This window comes from Fodinibius sediminis, assembly GCF_900182555.1.
GTDB lineage: Bacteria > Bacteroidota > Rhodothermia > Balneolales > Balneolaceae > Fodinibius > Fodinibius sediminis.
The window spans coordinates 74,829-90,217 of the sequence record NZ_FXTH01000008.1 but is presented as its reverse complement, the minus strand read 5'-3'; the positions used below and the strand labels follow the sequence as shown (position 1 = coordinate 90,217).

Below are 15,389 nucleotides of genomic sequence, written 5' to 3'. Positions count from 1 at the left end.
AAAAATATCTAAGCCCAAAACCACATGAAAACCTTCGAACGCATCGTTGACTTCCTTGAGAAAATCATTTGGAATACCCCTGAAGCATTTCCAGTCATGGTAGGTCTTTTGCTTGCGTTCGGCATCTACATCACTTTCCGTCTGGGATTCATACAGATAAAAGGCTTCCGCCACGGGCTGAAAGTTGTTACCGGCTTTTATGACGACCCCGAGGATGAGGGCGATATCAATCACTTTCAGGCACTGACCACGGCCCTGTCGGCCACGGTTGGTATCGGCAATATTGCCGGGGTGGCTTTGGCCATCCACTATGGCGGCCCGGGGGCACTCTTCTGGATGTGGGTTACGGCTGTGTTCGGGATGGCCATCAAGTATACCGAAGTGACCCTGGCACAGCAATACCGTGAAACCAATCCCGACGGTACGGTTTCCGGCGGCCCCATGTATTATATTGAACGGGGACTGGGAGCCAACTGGAAGTGGCTGGCTGTTGCCTTCTCGATATCTGCCGCCATCTGCGCCTTTCTGACGGGCAACGCCGTACAAGCCAATACCGTGGCCGATGTGATGCAAAGCGATTTTCAAATCCCGGTTTGGATTACCGGACTCGTCACAGCCAGCTTGGTGGCCGCTGTAATTTTGGGCGGTATTAAACGCATTGGGCGGGTAACTTCACGGCTTGTTCCCTTTATGGGCATTCTCTATGTCACGGGAGCCGTTCTTATTCTCATGCTCAACTACGATGCCATCCTACCGGCGCTGCAAACCATTATCACTTATGCATTCAATCCCCAGGCCGGAGCTCTGGGCGTGGGATCAGGCGCCCTGATATTTACTCTCAGTTACGGGGTACAGCGCGGCATCTTCTCCAACGAAGCCGGACAGGGTTCAGCCCCTATTGCCCACTCAGCGGCCAAGACGGATGAGCCGGTACGTGAAGGGGTGGTGGCCCTCCTGGAACCCTTTATTGATACGCTGATCATCTGCACGATGACCGGGCTGGTTATTGTATCCACCGGAGCCTGGGATATGCAACATAAGACCGCCCTGAGCCCATCCACCGATTCCTTCTCATATACCTTGTCGCAGGGAGGCGTCAACACCGACAGCCAGGCACTCTATTTCAGCAACGGCATTCCCGAGAACGGGGCCATGGAACATTACAATATCCCGGTTGATACGATGTTTACCGATGCCTCGTACAATACCCCCTTTACCGGACGCATTGAACTTGCTGAACTGGCTGGAGCGGAAGGACTTCGCCCCACAGGCGTCTACACCAAAAACGGGGAGCAGCTCAACCAGCTGTATGGAGGCATCGTGGAAAACGGGGCCCCCCTGACGATACGAGCCTTTGATATTGGCCTCAGCCCGCTCTTTCCGGGAGGAGGATATATCGTTACGTTCGCCGTACTCCTTTTTGCTATTTCCACTTCTATAAGCTGGAGCTATTACGGGGATCGCGCAGCCCAGTACCTGTTCGGATTCAATTCCATATTCTGGTACCGGCTGGCCTTTGTAGGCATGCACTTTTTTGGAGCCATCGTAACACTTACCACCATCTGGGCTTTCGGCGATGTCATGCTGGGACTCATGGCCTTCTTCAATATCATCGCACTCTTCGCGCTCTCGGGTAAAATATATCAAATCACCCAGAATTATTTTAGCAAGGAACACGAAACCCCGGACTCTTAATCCAGATTCCCATGGCTTCTCCATCTTCTGAGCATGTCACCCTGATCAAGCATCCGGTTATTGATCGGGATCTCACCATCCTGCGCGATGTCAATACCAAAACAGAAGGATTTCGTGCCGCCACTAGGCGAATTGGGGTTATCCTGGCCTACCATGCTCTTAAAGAGCTGCCTCTCAAGACCTTTCCGGTGTCTACTCCCCTCCGGGAAACCACTGGATATGACATTAACCAGGATGTAATCGTAGTGCCCATCCTGCGGGCCGGACTGGGGCTTTCTGATGCCCTGCTCCAGTTCATTCCGGATGCCAAAGTGGGGCATTTGGGCATGTACCGCGATGAACAAACACAGCAACCCGTGGAATACTATTCCAACATACCCGACGGTGTTGAAGACGCCCTTGTGCTGGTGGTGGATCCCATGCTGGCTACCGGTGGAAGTGCTCATGACGCCCTTTGCTACCTCAAGGAGGAGGGGGCACAACATTTACGATTTGTATCGTTAATATCAGCACCGGAAGGCTTGCAAAAATTAGCCGGCGAGCATCCCGATATACCCGTAATTACTGCTGCCATCGATGAAAAACTTAACGACGACGCATATATCGTCCCCGGATTGGGTGATGCAGGTGACCGCTATTTTGGAACCACATAAACCACTGTTTTCCTTATTATTGAGTCTCGCGCTCACCGCGACGCTGGCTTCGTGCGGTGAACTCTCCGAGGAACAAGCCCACCAGGTGGATGAGGCGCTGGGTGACTCGCTTACCTCCACCACCGAAAGCTGGGATGTGGACATGGAAATCATTGAGGAGGGGATAAAAAAAATGCACCTGACCGGCTCCTATGCAGCTACCTACACCGCAAAAGACAGCAATACCACACGCATCAAGGGACCCGTAGATATCCAGCTTTATGACAGTACCGGGGCCGTGACCACCCGCGCAAGCTGCAACCGGGCCGTATATAATGCCGATAAAGCTATTTTTGAACTCTTTGGGGACGTCCGGGTCAACACCTCCGACAATCGACACCTTGAATCGGAATACCTTCGGTGGGGGCAGGACGATAACCGCATTACCACTCCAAAATTTGTCATTATCAAAACACCCACCGACAGTATTGCGGGCACCGGCTTTGAAGGAACAACGGATTTAGTAAATTACACCATCACGAAACCCACAGGACAATTTCTGGTAGACTGATATGAGGCAGCCATTACCGAAAAATACCGTGGCTAAGCTTCCGCTTTATGCCTCCCTTCTCTTTTTTCTCAGCTTCTCCCTTCTCTCTGAAGAAGCCAGCGCCCAGCAAAAACAGGTTCAGATCCTCAATGCATCCCGCATTGTCGGGGGCGTTTATGAGGGCGAACAGGTCCGCCGTATCCTGGGACAGGTTCATATACAGCACGACAACCTCGAAATGTATTGCGACAGCGCCTACCAGTTCATAAATAAAAATGAAATCCGTGCATTCGGCAATATTGAAATCGACACCGGTGAAGAAAAAATATGGACCGACAGCCTCACCTATTACACCGATATTGACTTCAGCCAGCTCAGGGGGCGGGTGATCATGGAAGCCGACAGCGCTACTGTTTTTGGAAACAGCGTTGATTACCGGTTTTCCAACAAAGTTGCTCATTTTATTGACCAGATACGGCTGGAAGATATGCGGGGAACCCTTAGAGCCGATTCCGGCTACTACTACCGTGCCGTCGACAGTGTCCAATTCAAGGGAAAAGTCCAGCTAGCGGACTCCCTGCAATATCTCGAGGGCGACTCGCTTTTTGGAAATCGCAGCAAAGGATACTACGAAATGCATGGACAGGTCTTCGGAGATGACCGTGAAAACAGCACCATGCTCAAAGGGGAATACCTGGAAACCGACTCCACCGGGCGCCGCCTGCTGGAAACCGAGGCCTGGCTCAAAAATTATGAGTCCGATACCAGTGATACCACACAGGCCGACACCACCCATATTCAGGCCCAGACCATTTTATCCCGGGAACAGCGTAGTGCGGCCGATACGACTGTCATTACCCATGCTTTTGGAAATGTTCGCATCTGGTCGCCCGATTTCTCTGCCATTTCGGATACTTCCCGGTATACCGACAGCACCCAGACGTTTGAACTCTGGTCTAATGCCGTAGCCTGGCACGAAAATGTACAGCTGACCGGCCCTTATATCAGAGCCATTCTCAACGATGGGTCCATCGACAGCCTGAAATCGTACCCTGATCCCTTTTCCGTACAGCAGGATACCACCATCAACCGGCTGAATCAAATTACCGGGGACACCCTCTATGCCGACTTCTCCGAGGGAACACTGCATCAAATTCATGTATTCCAGAACGCGCACCTCTATCGCTTCACCAAGAATCAGCAGCAAAAACCCGATGGGGCTATTGAACTTTCCGCACCCTCTATCAGAATTATCTTCAGCGAGGGTGAGATTGATTCGCTGAAAGCCACCGGTCCGAACGAAGGATCTTTTCTCCCGGAAAATGAAAAAACTGCCCAGCGTCAGCTGGAAGGCTTCAGCTGGAACCCGGACCAGCGTCCCCCGGAACCGGAGGCTCCCATGAAACGACGCTTCCCCCCCCTCGAAGATGAACTCTTCTTTGATTTACCCCGCCGGTACATCCAGCATCTGCGTAACACCCACCCCGGGCATCATCGGCTGCCGGTTGAGGCTGGACCTGAAACACCCCTTGAAGCCGATACGCTGGAAAAGAGTATCCCGGATACCTCCGGATTGGATTAGCCCATCTCCGGCTGCTGCTGCGTTTGCTCCATGACCCTCTTTTGAACATCGCGGGGGGCCTGGGCATAATGGGAAAACTCCCGCATGAATCCAGCACTGCCCTGGGTGATGGATTTCAGCCGTGTGGCATAATGGTCCAGTTCCTCCAGGGGTACCTGAGCCTGTATTTTCTGGATTGATCCTTCTGAATCCATTCCCAGGATTTGGCCCCGCCGGGTGCTGATATCACCCATCACATCCCCCATATAATCGGCCGGGACGGAAACCTCAATGGTATAAATGGGCTCCAACAGTTTGGGAGCGGCCTTTAGGAAACCATCACGGAAAGCCATAAGAGCCGCCGTGCGAAAAGCGGCATCATTGGAATCGACCGAATGCATAGCCCCATCGTAGACAGAAACCCGGATGTCGCGTACCCGGCAGTCGCTCAACGGACCATTTTTCATTTTTTCCATAATGCCTTTCAGGATGGCAGGCATGAACCGGTTGTCGATTACGCCTCCAACAATACAGTTTCTGAACACAAGCTTTCCTCCCCACTCCAGATCAATCTCCTCTTCCTCGCGAACCTTCAGCTCATGGTGTTCGGGCATGGAGTCGCGAAGCGGTTCCATCAAGAGTGATATTTTTGCAAACTGGCCGGCACCGCCCGACTGTTTTTTATGCTTGTAATGCGATCGCACCGCCCTGGTGATGGTCTCCCGGTATGGAATCCTCGGTTCTGTGAATTCAAAATCCAGATGGAAACGATGTTCGAGGGCATGCTTGATCACAGCCAGGTGTTCCTCACCCTGACCATGGATAATCACCTGTTTCAACTCTTTGCTGTGCTCTACTTCCAGGGATGGATCTTCGCGCTGCAGCTGGTGCAGGGCCGTGCCCAGCTTATCCTCCTCGCCATCCTGTTTCAGTTTGATGGCCGTGCGGATGATCGGACGCGGAAAGTGAATAGGATCAATGTCCACTGCATCCCCCTTGGTATAGAGGAGGTCGTTAATATTGGTATTTTTAAGTTTGACAGCGGCTCCAATATCACCGGTATTGATTTTATTAACTTCAGTACGCTCATCTCCATTCAGCAGATAGAGGCTCGATAGCCGCACGGTATTTTCTGTCGAATGATTCAGCAAATCCAGGCCCGGCTCCGCTGCACCTCCATAAACCTTGAAATAAAGCATATCGCCTACGTGCGACTCAGAGCTGTTCTTGAAAATAAACATCAGCGGATTTCCTTCCGGCTTCAAGGGAATCTCCCGCCCCTCCGGTGATTGCGGCGGGTTGGCCTCCAGCGGGTTCGGGGCCACATTCCCCAGGAATCCCATCACACGCCCCGTTCCCATGTTCCGCCTGGCACAGCAGCAAAAAAGTGGAAACAAATCACGGTGCAGCAGTGCCTGCTGCAACCCCTCGCGCATCTGGCTCTCCGTGAGCATCCCCTGCTCGAAATAGAGGTCCAGCAGCGTTTCATCATTTTCGGCCACTGATTCAATAAGTTCATTATGAAGGAGTTCCGCCTGTGCTTGATGCGAATCGGGAATAGGCAGTTTGTCCGGTTTTCCTCCATCTTCCGGAAACTCGTACATCGTCATTTTTAGCACATCAATAATGGCGTGAAAATCTTCACCTTCGCTGTAGGGATACTGCACCACAACAACCCCCCGACCAAACCGTTCCCTGGCCATATCCACCGTCTGCTGGAATTTGGAATGGCTGCTGTCCGGCTTGTTGACGATCAGCAGCGAGGGAATGTTATATTTCTGGGTGTACTTCCAATGCAACTCAGTTCCCACCTCAATGCCGTACTCGGCGTTCAGGGTAAACACCGCGGTATCGGCCACCCGCAGCGCCCCCACGACCTCACCGATATAATCGGAGGTGCCGGGAGTATCTATCAGGTTTATCTTATTGCCCCGCCAATCCAGATTCAACAAGGTACTGAACACCGATTTGCCCTTTTCATGTTCTATCTCATGGTAATCGGACGAAGTGGAACATGCGTCTATCGATCCCCTCCGCTGTTTACTTCCCGATTCGAAGAGCATGGTCTCAGACAAGGTCGTCTTGCCCGTCCCCGCATGGCCCAACAGTACAACATTTCGTATTCTGGATGATGGATAGACTCTCATAAACTACCTCCTTTTTTAATGGATGGGAAAAGGCCGGAAACGGTACGCATGGGTGGATGCCAACAATTCTCTCCACAAGTGCATTGTATGTTCCCCATAACAGTTACCGGCAACTTGGATTACATAGGTAAGTAATACAAAAAAAGATTTGAACTCAATACTTTGTTTTAAATTTGGTAACATAAGCTGCACCCGAACAATATTCAGATCCATGAAAAACATCCTGTTGATTCAGACCGGCGGTACCATAGCCATGGATACCAGCCCTCATCAAAAACCGACCCTGGATACCTCAAAATGGGCAGACCTCATTTCACGCACCCTGCCCGACCTTTCCGAAATTGCCCGGGTTGAGACGCAGCGTCTTTTCCTGGAAGACAGCTCTGATATAAACAGGGCGCACTGGGCTGAACTGGCGTCATTCATCCATCAGCACTATCACCATTATGACGGATTCGTCATCCTGCACGGAACGGACACCATGGCATACACGGCCTCGGCCCTGTCCTTTGCCCTGCAAAATTCGCGCAAACCTATCATCATGACCGGAAGCCAGGTCCCGATGAGCAGCATCCGAAGCGATGCCCGCCGGAACCTGATTAATGCTATTGAAATGGCGACTACCGAACTGCCGGAGGTAGCCATCTGCTTTAATGATTTTGTATATCGCGGCAACCGGGCAACGAAAATAAGCATTGGCGACTTCGATGCTTTTGCCTCTCCCAACTACCCTCCCCTGGCCGAGATTGGCCTGCATATTGACATGCGGCCCACCATCCGGCAGCCGAACGGAAGCCTGCAGCTTTCGACCACCTTTTCCGATGCCGTTTTTCTGCTGAAAATTTATCCCTCGCTCAACCCCTCCTTTTTGAGGAAGCTCCCCCTGGACCATACAAGGGCCCTGGTCATCGAAGCTTTTGGCAGTGGTAACTTTCCCATCCGGGGCGCCCAAAGCCTGCTTCCTTTTTTTGAACAATGCGTCGCCGATGATATTCTGCTGGTTATCACCTCCCAGGCCGCTTATGATGCCGTTGACCTGTCCAACTATGAAAGCGGCCGTAGGGCCCTGGAGATGGGCATCCTCGGGGCCGGGGATATGACCACCGAAGCAACGCTCACAAAATTAATGTATCTTTTGGGGCGGCATGCCGATAACGATACGGCAGGCAGCCTATTTAACAAGAATTTGGCAGGTGAATTAACGAAATAATCATGTTTTTCATTTTTGACGTTGAAACAGTTCCCGATTTTGAATTCGTCCGAAAAGTTATCGATCATCCCGAAGAAGATGAAGACGACCTCTTGATTCAGGCAAGTGAAGAGCTCGCACGCAATACATCCGGCTTCCTCCCCCCCATGTTCCACCGGATGGTCTCCTGGGTAGGGCTATGGATCGAAAACAACGGCTCGCCGAAACAGAAAGTTGCCTGGCATGGCACGGACGAAAAAGAAGGGTTGCGAAGCTTGTTTGATGCGCTGAGCACCTACAAAGATTTTGGTCTTATTCATCACAACGGCCGTGGTTTTGATCTTCCCCTGCTTACCTACCGGGCCATGAAGCACAGCATGCAGATGCCGGTACGGCTCAATCACTACGATATCAAATACCGGTACAGCAATGATAATATCGATCTGCTGGATGAGTTCAGCAATTACGGTGCCAGCTCCTGGCCCAAGCTAAAGCACCTGGGATACCTTATCGACATCCCCTTCAAACAAACCGGGGAAGGTCATGAAGTCCTGGAAATGTATAGGCGGGATGAACTCCCCGAGATCGAGCACTACTGCTATGAAGACGTAATGGCCACCTATGTGGTATGGCTGCACCTGAAATATACGGTCGGTGATATCAACAGAGAACTATTCGAAAACCTGAACGACCGCGCCATGGGCAAACTGAAAGAAATCCAGGACACATAGCATCAGAGCCGGGCACAGGCACATGCCAGGCGGTGCCCCTGGTCCTGAATCATTCCAGTAAGTTTCGGTCTTATCCTCTGTATGTACGGAATCGGGATGGGGCAAGAATCCCGGATACGCTTTTGTATCCCCGACCTTCTGGAAACCCTGGACAAGGAATACTATATTTTAGTCCCATCTTTGATAACCGAACGCTTGGGCACAATCACGATCCCGTCAACCACGTGATATTCCCCGTAGTCGCCGTCTTCCAGGTGATCGCCACCGGCAATACGCACATCATTGCCTATGCTGCAGTTTTTATCAATGATGGCATTGCTGATAAAGCAGCGCTCGCCAATGGCCATGGGTGGCTGGTCGCTGTCTTTCTGATCAAGCTCCTCCCGCGACTGAAAATAGTCGTTGCCCATGATGATGGAGCGCTCGATGGTCGTCCCCTTGCCGATACGCGATCGAATGCCGATGACCGACCGTTCTATGCGGCTGGCCTCAATCAGGCATCCTTCGGCGAGTACCGAATGATCAAAAGTCGTACCCGACAGTTTGGATGCCGGCAGCAGGCGTGCGCGAGTATAAATAAAATCTTCGTTGTCGTAGAGGTTAAACTCTGGCAGATCGTCCGTCAATGCCAAGTTTGCCTTGAAGAACGATTTCACCGTTCCTATGTCGGTCCAGTAGCCGTCATATTCATAACTTTGCACCCGGTAGTTATCCTCGATGGCCTTGGGGATGATGCCCTTTCCAAAATCTGTGGAATCCTCATAGCGGTCCAGCAGCTCTGTAAGCACTTCCTTCTTGAATATGTAGATGCCCATGGAAGCCAGGTAATGGCGCCCCTGGCTGCGAAACTTTTCAGGCATATCCGACTGCCACTGGTCCAGCTCCTCTTTGTCCGGTTTTTCGATAAAGCGTTCTATCAAACCCGACTCGTTGGTTTTCATAATCCCAAAGCCCGTGGCATCCTCGGCCTCGACCGGAATAGTGGCGACCGTGAGATCAGCATTATTGTTTTCATGCTTCTCAATCATTTTACGGTAATCCATCTGGTAAAGCTGATCGCCCGAGAGGATAGCAACATGCTTGTGCTGCTTGTTAGTCATATGGTGAATCGACTGGCGAACCGCGTCGGCCGTTCCCTGATACCAGTTCTTACTCTTCGGCGTCTGCTCGGCCGCCAGGATATCCACAAAGCCACTGCTGAACACATCGAAGTTATAGGTATTTTTAATATGCCGATTCAGAGAGGCCGAATTAAACTGGGTAAGGACATAGATTCGACGAATTCCTGAATTCAGGCAATTCGAAATTGGTATATCCACCAGGCGATACTTGCCCGCAATGGGCACAGCCGGCTTGGACCGAAGTTTTGTAAGTGGATAAAGGCGTGTTCCCTGCCCCCCTCCAAGAATAACAGCTATCGTAGAGCTATGCATAGATGAATGATTTTATCCGTTAATTTGACAGTTCTTTATATAATGCAATATACTTTTTAGCTGAAGCATTCCAAGAAAAATCGAGATGCATAATTTTTTTTCGAAGCGCTGCCATTTTACGCCCCTGTCTGAACAGGTCAATGGCTCGCTGGACCGCATGCCGGGCCGCATCGAGAGAAAAGTCGTAGAAGGTAATGCCGTATCCATCGGGATCGCCCAGATCTACAACTGTATCCTTCAATCCTCCAGTTTTACGAACGATGGGCACGGTACCATAGCGCATGGAATACATCTGGTTCAGTCCGCAGGGTTCAACACGCGAGGGCATAATCATGAAATCGCTTCCCGCATAAATTTGATGCGCAAGCGGCTCGTTGTAGTCCAGTGCCGCATCAAAATAGCCGACAAAACGGCTGCTCATCGCCTCAAACTGGCGGTGCAAATTACGATCGCCCGTTCCCAGCACAATAAAGTTCACGCTCTGCGGCGATTCCAGGAAAGTGCGAAACAGGTCTGGAAGCATGTCAGCTCCCTTTTCGTGCACCAGCCGTCCGATGAACGATATCGTCGGATACTGCGGATCGAGCCCGAACTGCTCACATAACGCCTGCTTGTTCTTTCGTTTTCCGTCCGCCGTCTTTTGACGGTCGTAGTGGTGGGCAATCATCGGGTCCGTTGCCGGATCCCACACCTCGGTGTCAATTCCATTGATGATGCCCTGCGACTTCTGCTTTTCATGCTGGAAAAGACCCTCCAGGCCATGGCTGTCATAGCCAAGTTCTTCCATGTATGAGGGTGAAACCGTCGTAATCTTCCAGCAGGTTTTAAGCCCTGCCGCCAGACTGTTCAGCCGACCGTCCCAATCCAGCAGCCCCTCGGTTTGCGGGTCAAAATACGGGAGCATATTTTGCCGCCCGTGATCATAAACCCCCTGGTACTCGCCATTATGCACGGTAAGTGCCGTAGGAATATGCTTCAATGCCTGATACCGGTAACTCTGAGTCATCATAAAGGGCACCAGCGCGGTATGATGGTCGTGGCAGTGAACCACCTCGGGTTTCCGGGACATCTGGTTTATCCAGTCAAGCACTGCAATCTGAAAACTTATAAACCGCTCAAACTCATCCCCGTAGGGCGCCCCGCTTTCCTGTTCAACATATACGCCGGGGCGGTCAAACAGGCCGGGGATATCCACCATAAACAGCGGAAATCCCAGAGTGTCATCGACTTCTCGCTGGATGCGAAAATCAAATTCCCAATCCCCCAGCGGGGCCCGTCCTTCAAATACCGTTTCAAATTCATGCTTTGAAACCCATTCGTTATCATATTTGGGCATGGCAACCGATGCCTCAACCTCCTGTTGGACCAGGTATTTGGGCAGTGCTCCCACCACATCCGCCAGTCCTCCCACTTTGGCAACCGGGTAACATTCTGCACTCAGGTGAATTATCTTCATATTCTAAAACTCTTTTTGATGTTCTAGGTGTCTCTGCCCCATTTCCTTAACCATAGTACAAAAATAACCAGTCTTATTTCAATGACTAATTAATTAAAGTTTATAGTCCAATCAAAATCTTTATTTTTTGACTAACAAGCATTAACATCCCGTACATTTTGAAACACGATTTATTAACTCCCTGTTTCACAAGCTGCTGTATTCCGTAAATCAGCCCTGGGGCTGGAGAATGCCGGAAACAAATAAAGGCTGTGAACATAATAAGATCACCCCGTGACGAAGGTAGTACCCGCCTATGGCCGTTATCAATGTTAATAGTATCAGCAAATCATTCGGCAAAACCCAGGCCGTCAAGGAGGTGAACTTCGAAGTGGAAAAAGGACGTATCTTCGGACTTCTGGGCCCCAATGGCGCTGGAAAAACCACGGCCATCCGCATGATCAATCATATCATTATCCCCGATGCGGGTACCATCACCATCAATGGCCGCAAAGCAAGTTCACAGACCCAGAAAATGATTGGCTATATGCCCGAGGAACGGGGCCTGTACAAAAAGATGAAAGTCGGCGAACAGCTGATCTACCTGGCCAGGCTGAAGGGGTTAACCTACGATGAGGCCCGGAAGACCACCAGGTACTGGCTCGATCGCTTTGATGCCTCCGACTGGTATCACAAAAAAGTGGGGGAGTTATCCAAGGGCATGTCCCAGAAAATTCAGTTTATCGCTACCATAGCCCATGATCCGGATATCTATATCTTTGACGAACCGTTCAGCGGTCTCGATCCCATCAACAGCGAAATGCTCAAGGAGATCGTCATTGAACTTCGCCAGAAGGACAAAACCGTTCTCTTCTCCACGCACCGCATGGAACAGGTGGAACAGATGTGTGATGACATCTGCCTGTTCAACAAGGGGCAGGTGGTACTCAAGGGCAATTTGCGTGAGATCAAGCAGTCGTTCGGAAAGAATACGGTGACCATAGAATTCCAGGGAGATCCCACCTTCCTCGACCGTCTTGAGCAGGTACGTATCAACAACCGGTCTACGAATTTTGCCGAGATACGGGTACTCAATGGCCAGGACATCCAACAGATACTTCAGCTGGCGATGCAGCATGCCGAGATCTATAAATTTGAACGGGTGGAACCCTCTCTGACCGAAATTTTTATTTCCACGGTAGGCGAAGACAACATCAATCCCAAGGAACTGGCCTGAACCATGAACTTCCACCAGATTTTACTGGTCCTCAAAAGAGAATATGTAACCCGCCTTCGATCCAGGGGATTCATTATTGCCACCATCCTGATACCGCTCGGCATGCTTGCCTTCATCGGCACAGGCATTGGCATTGCCCTATGGGACAGCGGAGCGGAACATACGATCGGCGTCGTCGACAAAACCGGTGCCCTTTATCCCCGGCTGGAAAAGCTGGCGGGCGACCGGTACCAGGATCTATCCCCCCTGTCGGACGATTCTCTTGATGCACGGGTACTGCATGAAAGGATCGATGGTTATGTAGTGCTCAGCGAGGCCCATCTCAGGCTCGAGGAAAATCCCCGCTTTGTATCCAGCGGCGCCGGGGGCATCAGCCTGCAGTCAAGCATCCAGTCCGATCTCCAAACCGTCATCCGCGATGAGCGCATTGCCCGCGCCGAGGTTTCTGAGGAAGTACAGCAAATTTTTGCCACTGGCATTTCCCTGTCGACCGTTAAGCTCAGCCCCCAGGGTGAGGCAACCGAAGATGACACCGGCTTCCTGACGCTTGTGGGCATGGCGATGGGGATCATTATTTTTGGATCTGTCTTGGGCTACGGGGGCATGCTGACCCGAAGCGTCATTGAGGAAAAAACCAATCGCATCATTGAAGTCATCACCTCCTCGGTCAAACCCATTGAACTGCTGCTGGGAAAGATGGCCGGCGTAGGGGCGCTTGCCATCTCTCAACTAACCTTCTGGCTGGCCTCCTTTTTTGCCCTCGCCACCGCGGCCGGGCCGCTGGCCGGCATCCTGCTGCGCTCTGATCCGGGTATGACAACCGTCCCGGAAGGGGCAGGCGGTATAGATCCCGCGATCTTCACGATGCCTGATATTTCACCCTCCCTCATTCTCTATTTCGTTCTCTTCTTTATCCTGGGATACCTGCTGTACAGCTCTCTTTTTGCCGCCATAGGATCTGCCGTGGATTCAGAAACCGACACCCAGCAGTTCATGTTTCCCATCATGATTCCCGTCATGATCGGCTATTTTATCATGTTTCGCGCCATGGAGAACCCTGACAGCACCCTGGCCGTGGCGGGTTCCCTTATCCCCTTCTGTACGCCCATTGTCATGATAACCCGCATTGCGATCACCGATGTTCCCTTCTGGCAGATATCCCTGTCTATCCTTCTAATGATCGTCACCTTCGCCCTGACCATGTGGCTGAGTGCCAAAATCTACAGCGTGGGCATCCTCAGCTACGGCAACAGTGCCGGATTCAAGGAATTGTGGAAATGGATCAGGGAGTAGCTGCCGTTACTCCCTCCTGTCACTATGAATAACCGGCCGCGGCTTCCGTTCACCAAGTTCATTCCACCAATACAGGCTGGGTCCAGGCCATTTCCGTTTCGCCTTCCTGGAAGGGATTGGGGTGTTTCTTGGTAGAAATGATTTTGGCCCGGACGTATAATTCATCGCCCGTATACTCGTATTTGGCCTGCGTGCCTTCCACCTCCCTGTACACTTGTCCGATCTCCCTGCTGTAAGTGCGGGTCGCCCGTATCGGCTTTCCATTTTCATCCAGAACCTCCTCACTTGAGATATCATGATCTTTGGGCGTGCCGATAAACTGGATTTTATAATCAATCCCCTCTTCAGGTTCAATCTCCACCAGGTATTCCTTATCCCTCGCGCTAAAATCACGCAGTGTTACCCCGGTTGTGGCATAGTAGTCGCCCTTTTTAAGAGCGGTTATGATATGACGGGGCGTCAGGTAGCGGGCTTTCACCATCACCCATCCGCGGCCGGGCAAAGCTGTGTGGTCCGTACTCCCATCGTAGTGATGAGCATCGTCGGTGGCCAGTCCATACATAATGCCTTTATCCAGGTGCGCCAGGCGCAGGGTCAGCACAATATCCCAGTACCGGTCCAGGTCCACATGATGCTCATCGCCGTAATTCTGTACGCCCCGGTGCCCGTTATATACCTCAAAGAACCGCAGTCCACTGATATGGGCCAGATCTTCAGCCGTTACGGCATAGTGAAAATTGGGATGGTTCAGGTGAGGCAGCACCGGACGGCCGGACTCTTTCTGGTGCTTATGCACGGCATTCACATTATTCTGGATGATGGCCCGCACGGTTTCTCCGCCCTGCGGCTCAATAAACGAACCGATATTGTGGGCGTTCATATGGATCACCTTTTCATCCGTGATCTCCTCACCCTGGATCAACAGAAAGCGGCCGGGTTCCTCAAAGAGATGGCGGTACTCGCTAAGGGGTTTCAGACGAACCTGCAGGGTATCGTCCTTCCTGTTGAACTCCACCCACTCTTTCCCGAATTCTTCCAGGTACTGCTCAAACACATCCACTCCGCCGGCGGAGGCGGCATACCGGCTGAGGCGGGGTTGAATCCATTTATCACCGGTCTGGAGGGTATTATGATCGGACAGTGACAGGAAGTGATACCCATTATTCCTGTACCACTTTGCCACGGTCTCAGGAAAATGATCACCATCGCTCCACAGCGTATGCGTGTGCAGGTTCCCCTTCCACCAGTAGAAGCCTTCTTCATCGGGCACCGGAGTCGCTTCTTCCCGAGTATCCGGATCAACGGTATAATCAACGGTCTTATGCGTATGGTGAGATGCATGATCCGCCGGGTGAGCTGACTGGGCATCAGCGCCCCCCAACCCAATCATCAGTAATACAGCGGTGATAAATCCCTTTTTTAAACCTGTTTTCATGCTCTGTAATAATGTTATTAATCCCGGTTATTTGTTTTCATCAGCCGCAGG

At 51.5% G+C, this 15,389-nt stretch carries 12 protein-coding genes; 8 read left to right on the top strand and 4 right to left on the bottom strand.

Annotated elements, in window-relative coordinates; genetic code table 11:
• Positions 1-24: 24 nt before the first annotated feature.
• Genes FN808_RS10250 through FN808_RS10235 form a run of 4 tightly spaced genes read left to right on the top strand, consistent with a single transcriptional unit; the run spans position 25 to position 4,459 of the window.
• Positions 25-1,695, top strand: a complete 1,671-nt coding sequence (locus FN808_RS10250; RefSeq protein ID WP_246068330.1) for an alanine/glycine:cation symporter family protein — start codon at positions 25-27, stop codon at positions 1,693-1,695.
• Positions 1,696-1,706: 11 nt separating this feature from the next.
• Positions 1,707-2,348 carry a uracil phosphoribosyltransferase gene (gene upp, locus FN808_RS10245; RefSeq protein WP_142714498.1) on the top strand — a complete coding sequence of 214 codons (642 nt, stop codon included), beginning with the start codon at positions 1,707-1,709 and terminating at the stop codon, positions 2,346-2,348.
• Entirely contained in the window at positions 2,335-2,898 is a 564-nt protein-coding gene (gene lptC / locus FN808_RS10240; protein ID WP_185958345.1) for an LPS export ABC transporter periplasmic protein LptC, read from the top strand. Before upp ends, lptC begins: the two co-directional genes overlap by 14 nt.
• A gap of 1 nt (position 2,899) precedes the next feature.
• On the top strand, positions 2,900-4,459 hold the full coding sequence (locus tag FN808_RS10235; protein ID WP_142714496.1) for an OstA-like protein: 1,560 nt from the start codon (positions 2,900-2,902) through the stop codon (positions 4,457-4,459).
• Here FN808_RS10235 and FN808_RS10230 read toward each other — a convergent pair.
• Entirely contained in the window at positions 4,456-6,585 is a 2,130-nt protein-coding gene (locus FN808_RS10230) for an elongation factor G (protein WP_142714495.1), read from the bottom strand. The two genes, FN808_RS10235 and FN808_RS10230, sit on opposite strands and share 4 nt — an antisense overlap.
• A 211-nt stretch (positions 6,586-6,796) precedes the next feature.
• On the opposite strand from FN808_RS10230, the gene FN808_RS10225 reads away from it, so the two are divergent.
• Positions 6,797-7,795 carry an asparaginase gene (locus FN808_RS10225; protein WP_142714494.1) on the top strand — a complete coding sequence of 333 codons (999 nt, stop codon included), beginning with the start codon at positions 6,797-6,799 and terminating at the stop codon, positions 7,793-7,795.
• A 2-nt stretch (positions 7,796-7,797) separates the two neighbouring features.
• Positions 7,798-8,505, top strand: a complete 708-nt coding sequence (locus tag FN808_RS10220) for a ribonuclease H-like domain-containing protein (protein ID WP_142714493.1) — start codon at positions 7,798-7,800, stop codon at positions 8,503-8,505.
• Positions 8,506-8,666: 161 nt separating this feature from the next.
• On the opposite strand, the gene FN808_RS10215 is transcribed toward FN808_RS10220, so the two are convergent.
• Together FN808_RS10215 and FN808_RS10210 are read right to left on the bottom strand one after the other, a co-directional pair.
• A complete protein-coding gene (locus FN808_RS10215) occupies positions 8,667-9,938 on the bottom strand; it encodes a glucose-1-phosphate adenylyltransferase (RefSeq protein ID WP_142714492.1) in 1,272 nt (423 codons plus the stop codon).
• A gap of 19 nt (positions 9,939-9,957) precedes the next feature.
• Entirely contained in the window at positions 9,958-11,394 is a 1,437-nt protein-coding gene (locus FN808_RS10210; protein WP_142714491.1) for a glycogen synthase, read from the bottom strand.
• Between the two features lie 295 nt (positions 11,395-11,689).
• Between FN808_RS10210 and FN808_RS10205 the strand changes: the two genes are divergently transcribed.
• Positions 11,690-12,610 carry an ABC transporter ATP-binding protein gene (locus FN808_RS10205; protein ID WP_142714490.1) on the top strand — a complete coding sequence of 307 codons (921 nt, stop codon included), beginning with the start codon at positions 11,690-11,692 and terminating at the stop codon, positions 12,608-12,610.
• A 3-nt stretch (positions 12,611-12,613) separates the two neighbouring features.
• Positions 12,614-13,903 (top strand): ABC transporter permease, encoded by a 1,290-nt coding sequence (locus tag FN808_RS10200; protein ID WP_142714489.1) that lies wholly within the window; start codon positions 12,614-12,616, stop codon positions 13,901-13,903.
• Positions 13,904-13,961: 58 nt separating this feature from the next.
• On the opposite strand, the gene FN808_RS10195 is transcribed toward FN808_RS10200, so the two are convergent.
• Positions 13,962-15,338, bottom strand: coding sequence for a CehA/McbA family metallohydrolase domain-containing protein (locus FN808_RS10195; protein ID WP_142714488.1), 1,377 nt, complete (start codon positions 15,336-15,338; stop codon positions 13,962-13,964).
• Positions 15,339-15,389: the final 51 nt, after the last annotated feature.

Excerpts from the sequence above, each read along its gene's own strand:
- FN808_RS10250 (WP_246068330.1), top strand. The coding sequence starts at position 25 with ATGAAAACCTTCGAACGCATCGTTGACTTCCTTGAGAAAATCATTTGG.
- upp (WP_142714498.1), top strand. The coding sequence starts at position 1,707 with ATGGCTTCTCCATCTTCTGAGCATGTCACCCTGATCAAGCATCCGGTT.
- FN808_RS10235 (WP_142714496.1), top strand. The coding sequence starts at position 2,900 with ATGAGGCAGCCATTACCGAAAAATACCGTGGCTAAGCTTCCGCTTTAT.
- FN808_RS10230 (WP_142714495.1), bottom strand. The coding sequence starts at position 6,585 with ATGAGAGTCTATCCATCATCCAGAATACGAAATGTTGTACTGTTGGGC.
- FN808_RS10225 (WP_142714494.1), top strand. The coding sequence starts at position 6,797 with ATGAAAAACATCCTGTTGATTCAGACCGGCGGTACCATAGCCATGGAT.
- FN808_RS10220 (WP_142714493.1), top strand. The coding sequence starts at position 7,798 with ATGTTTTTCATTTTTGACGTTGAAACAGTTCCCGATTTTGAATTCGTC.
- FN808_RS10215 (WP_142714492.1), bottom strand. The coding sequence starts at position 9,938 with ATGCATAGCTCTACGATAGCTGTTATTCTTGGAGGGGGGCAGGGAACA.
- FN808_RS10210 (WP_142714491.1), bottom strand. The coding sequence starts at position 11,394 with ATGAAGATAATTCACCTGAGTGCAGAATGTTACCCGGTTGCCAAAGTG.
- FN808_RS10205 (WP_142714490.1), top strand. The coding sequence starts at position 11,690 with ATGGCCGTTATCAATGTTAATAGTATCAGCAAATCATTCGGCAAAACC.
- FN808_RS10200 (WP_142714489.1), top strand. The coding sequence starts at position 12,614 with ATGAACTTCCACCAGATTTTACTGGTCCTCAAAAGAGAATATGTAACC.
- FN808_RS10195 (WP_142714488.1), bottom strand. The coding sequence starts at position 15,338 with ATGAAAACAGGTTTAAAAAAGGGATTTATCACCGCTGTATTACTGATG.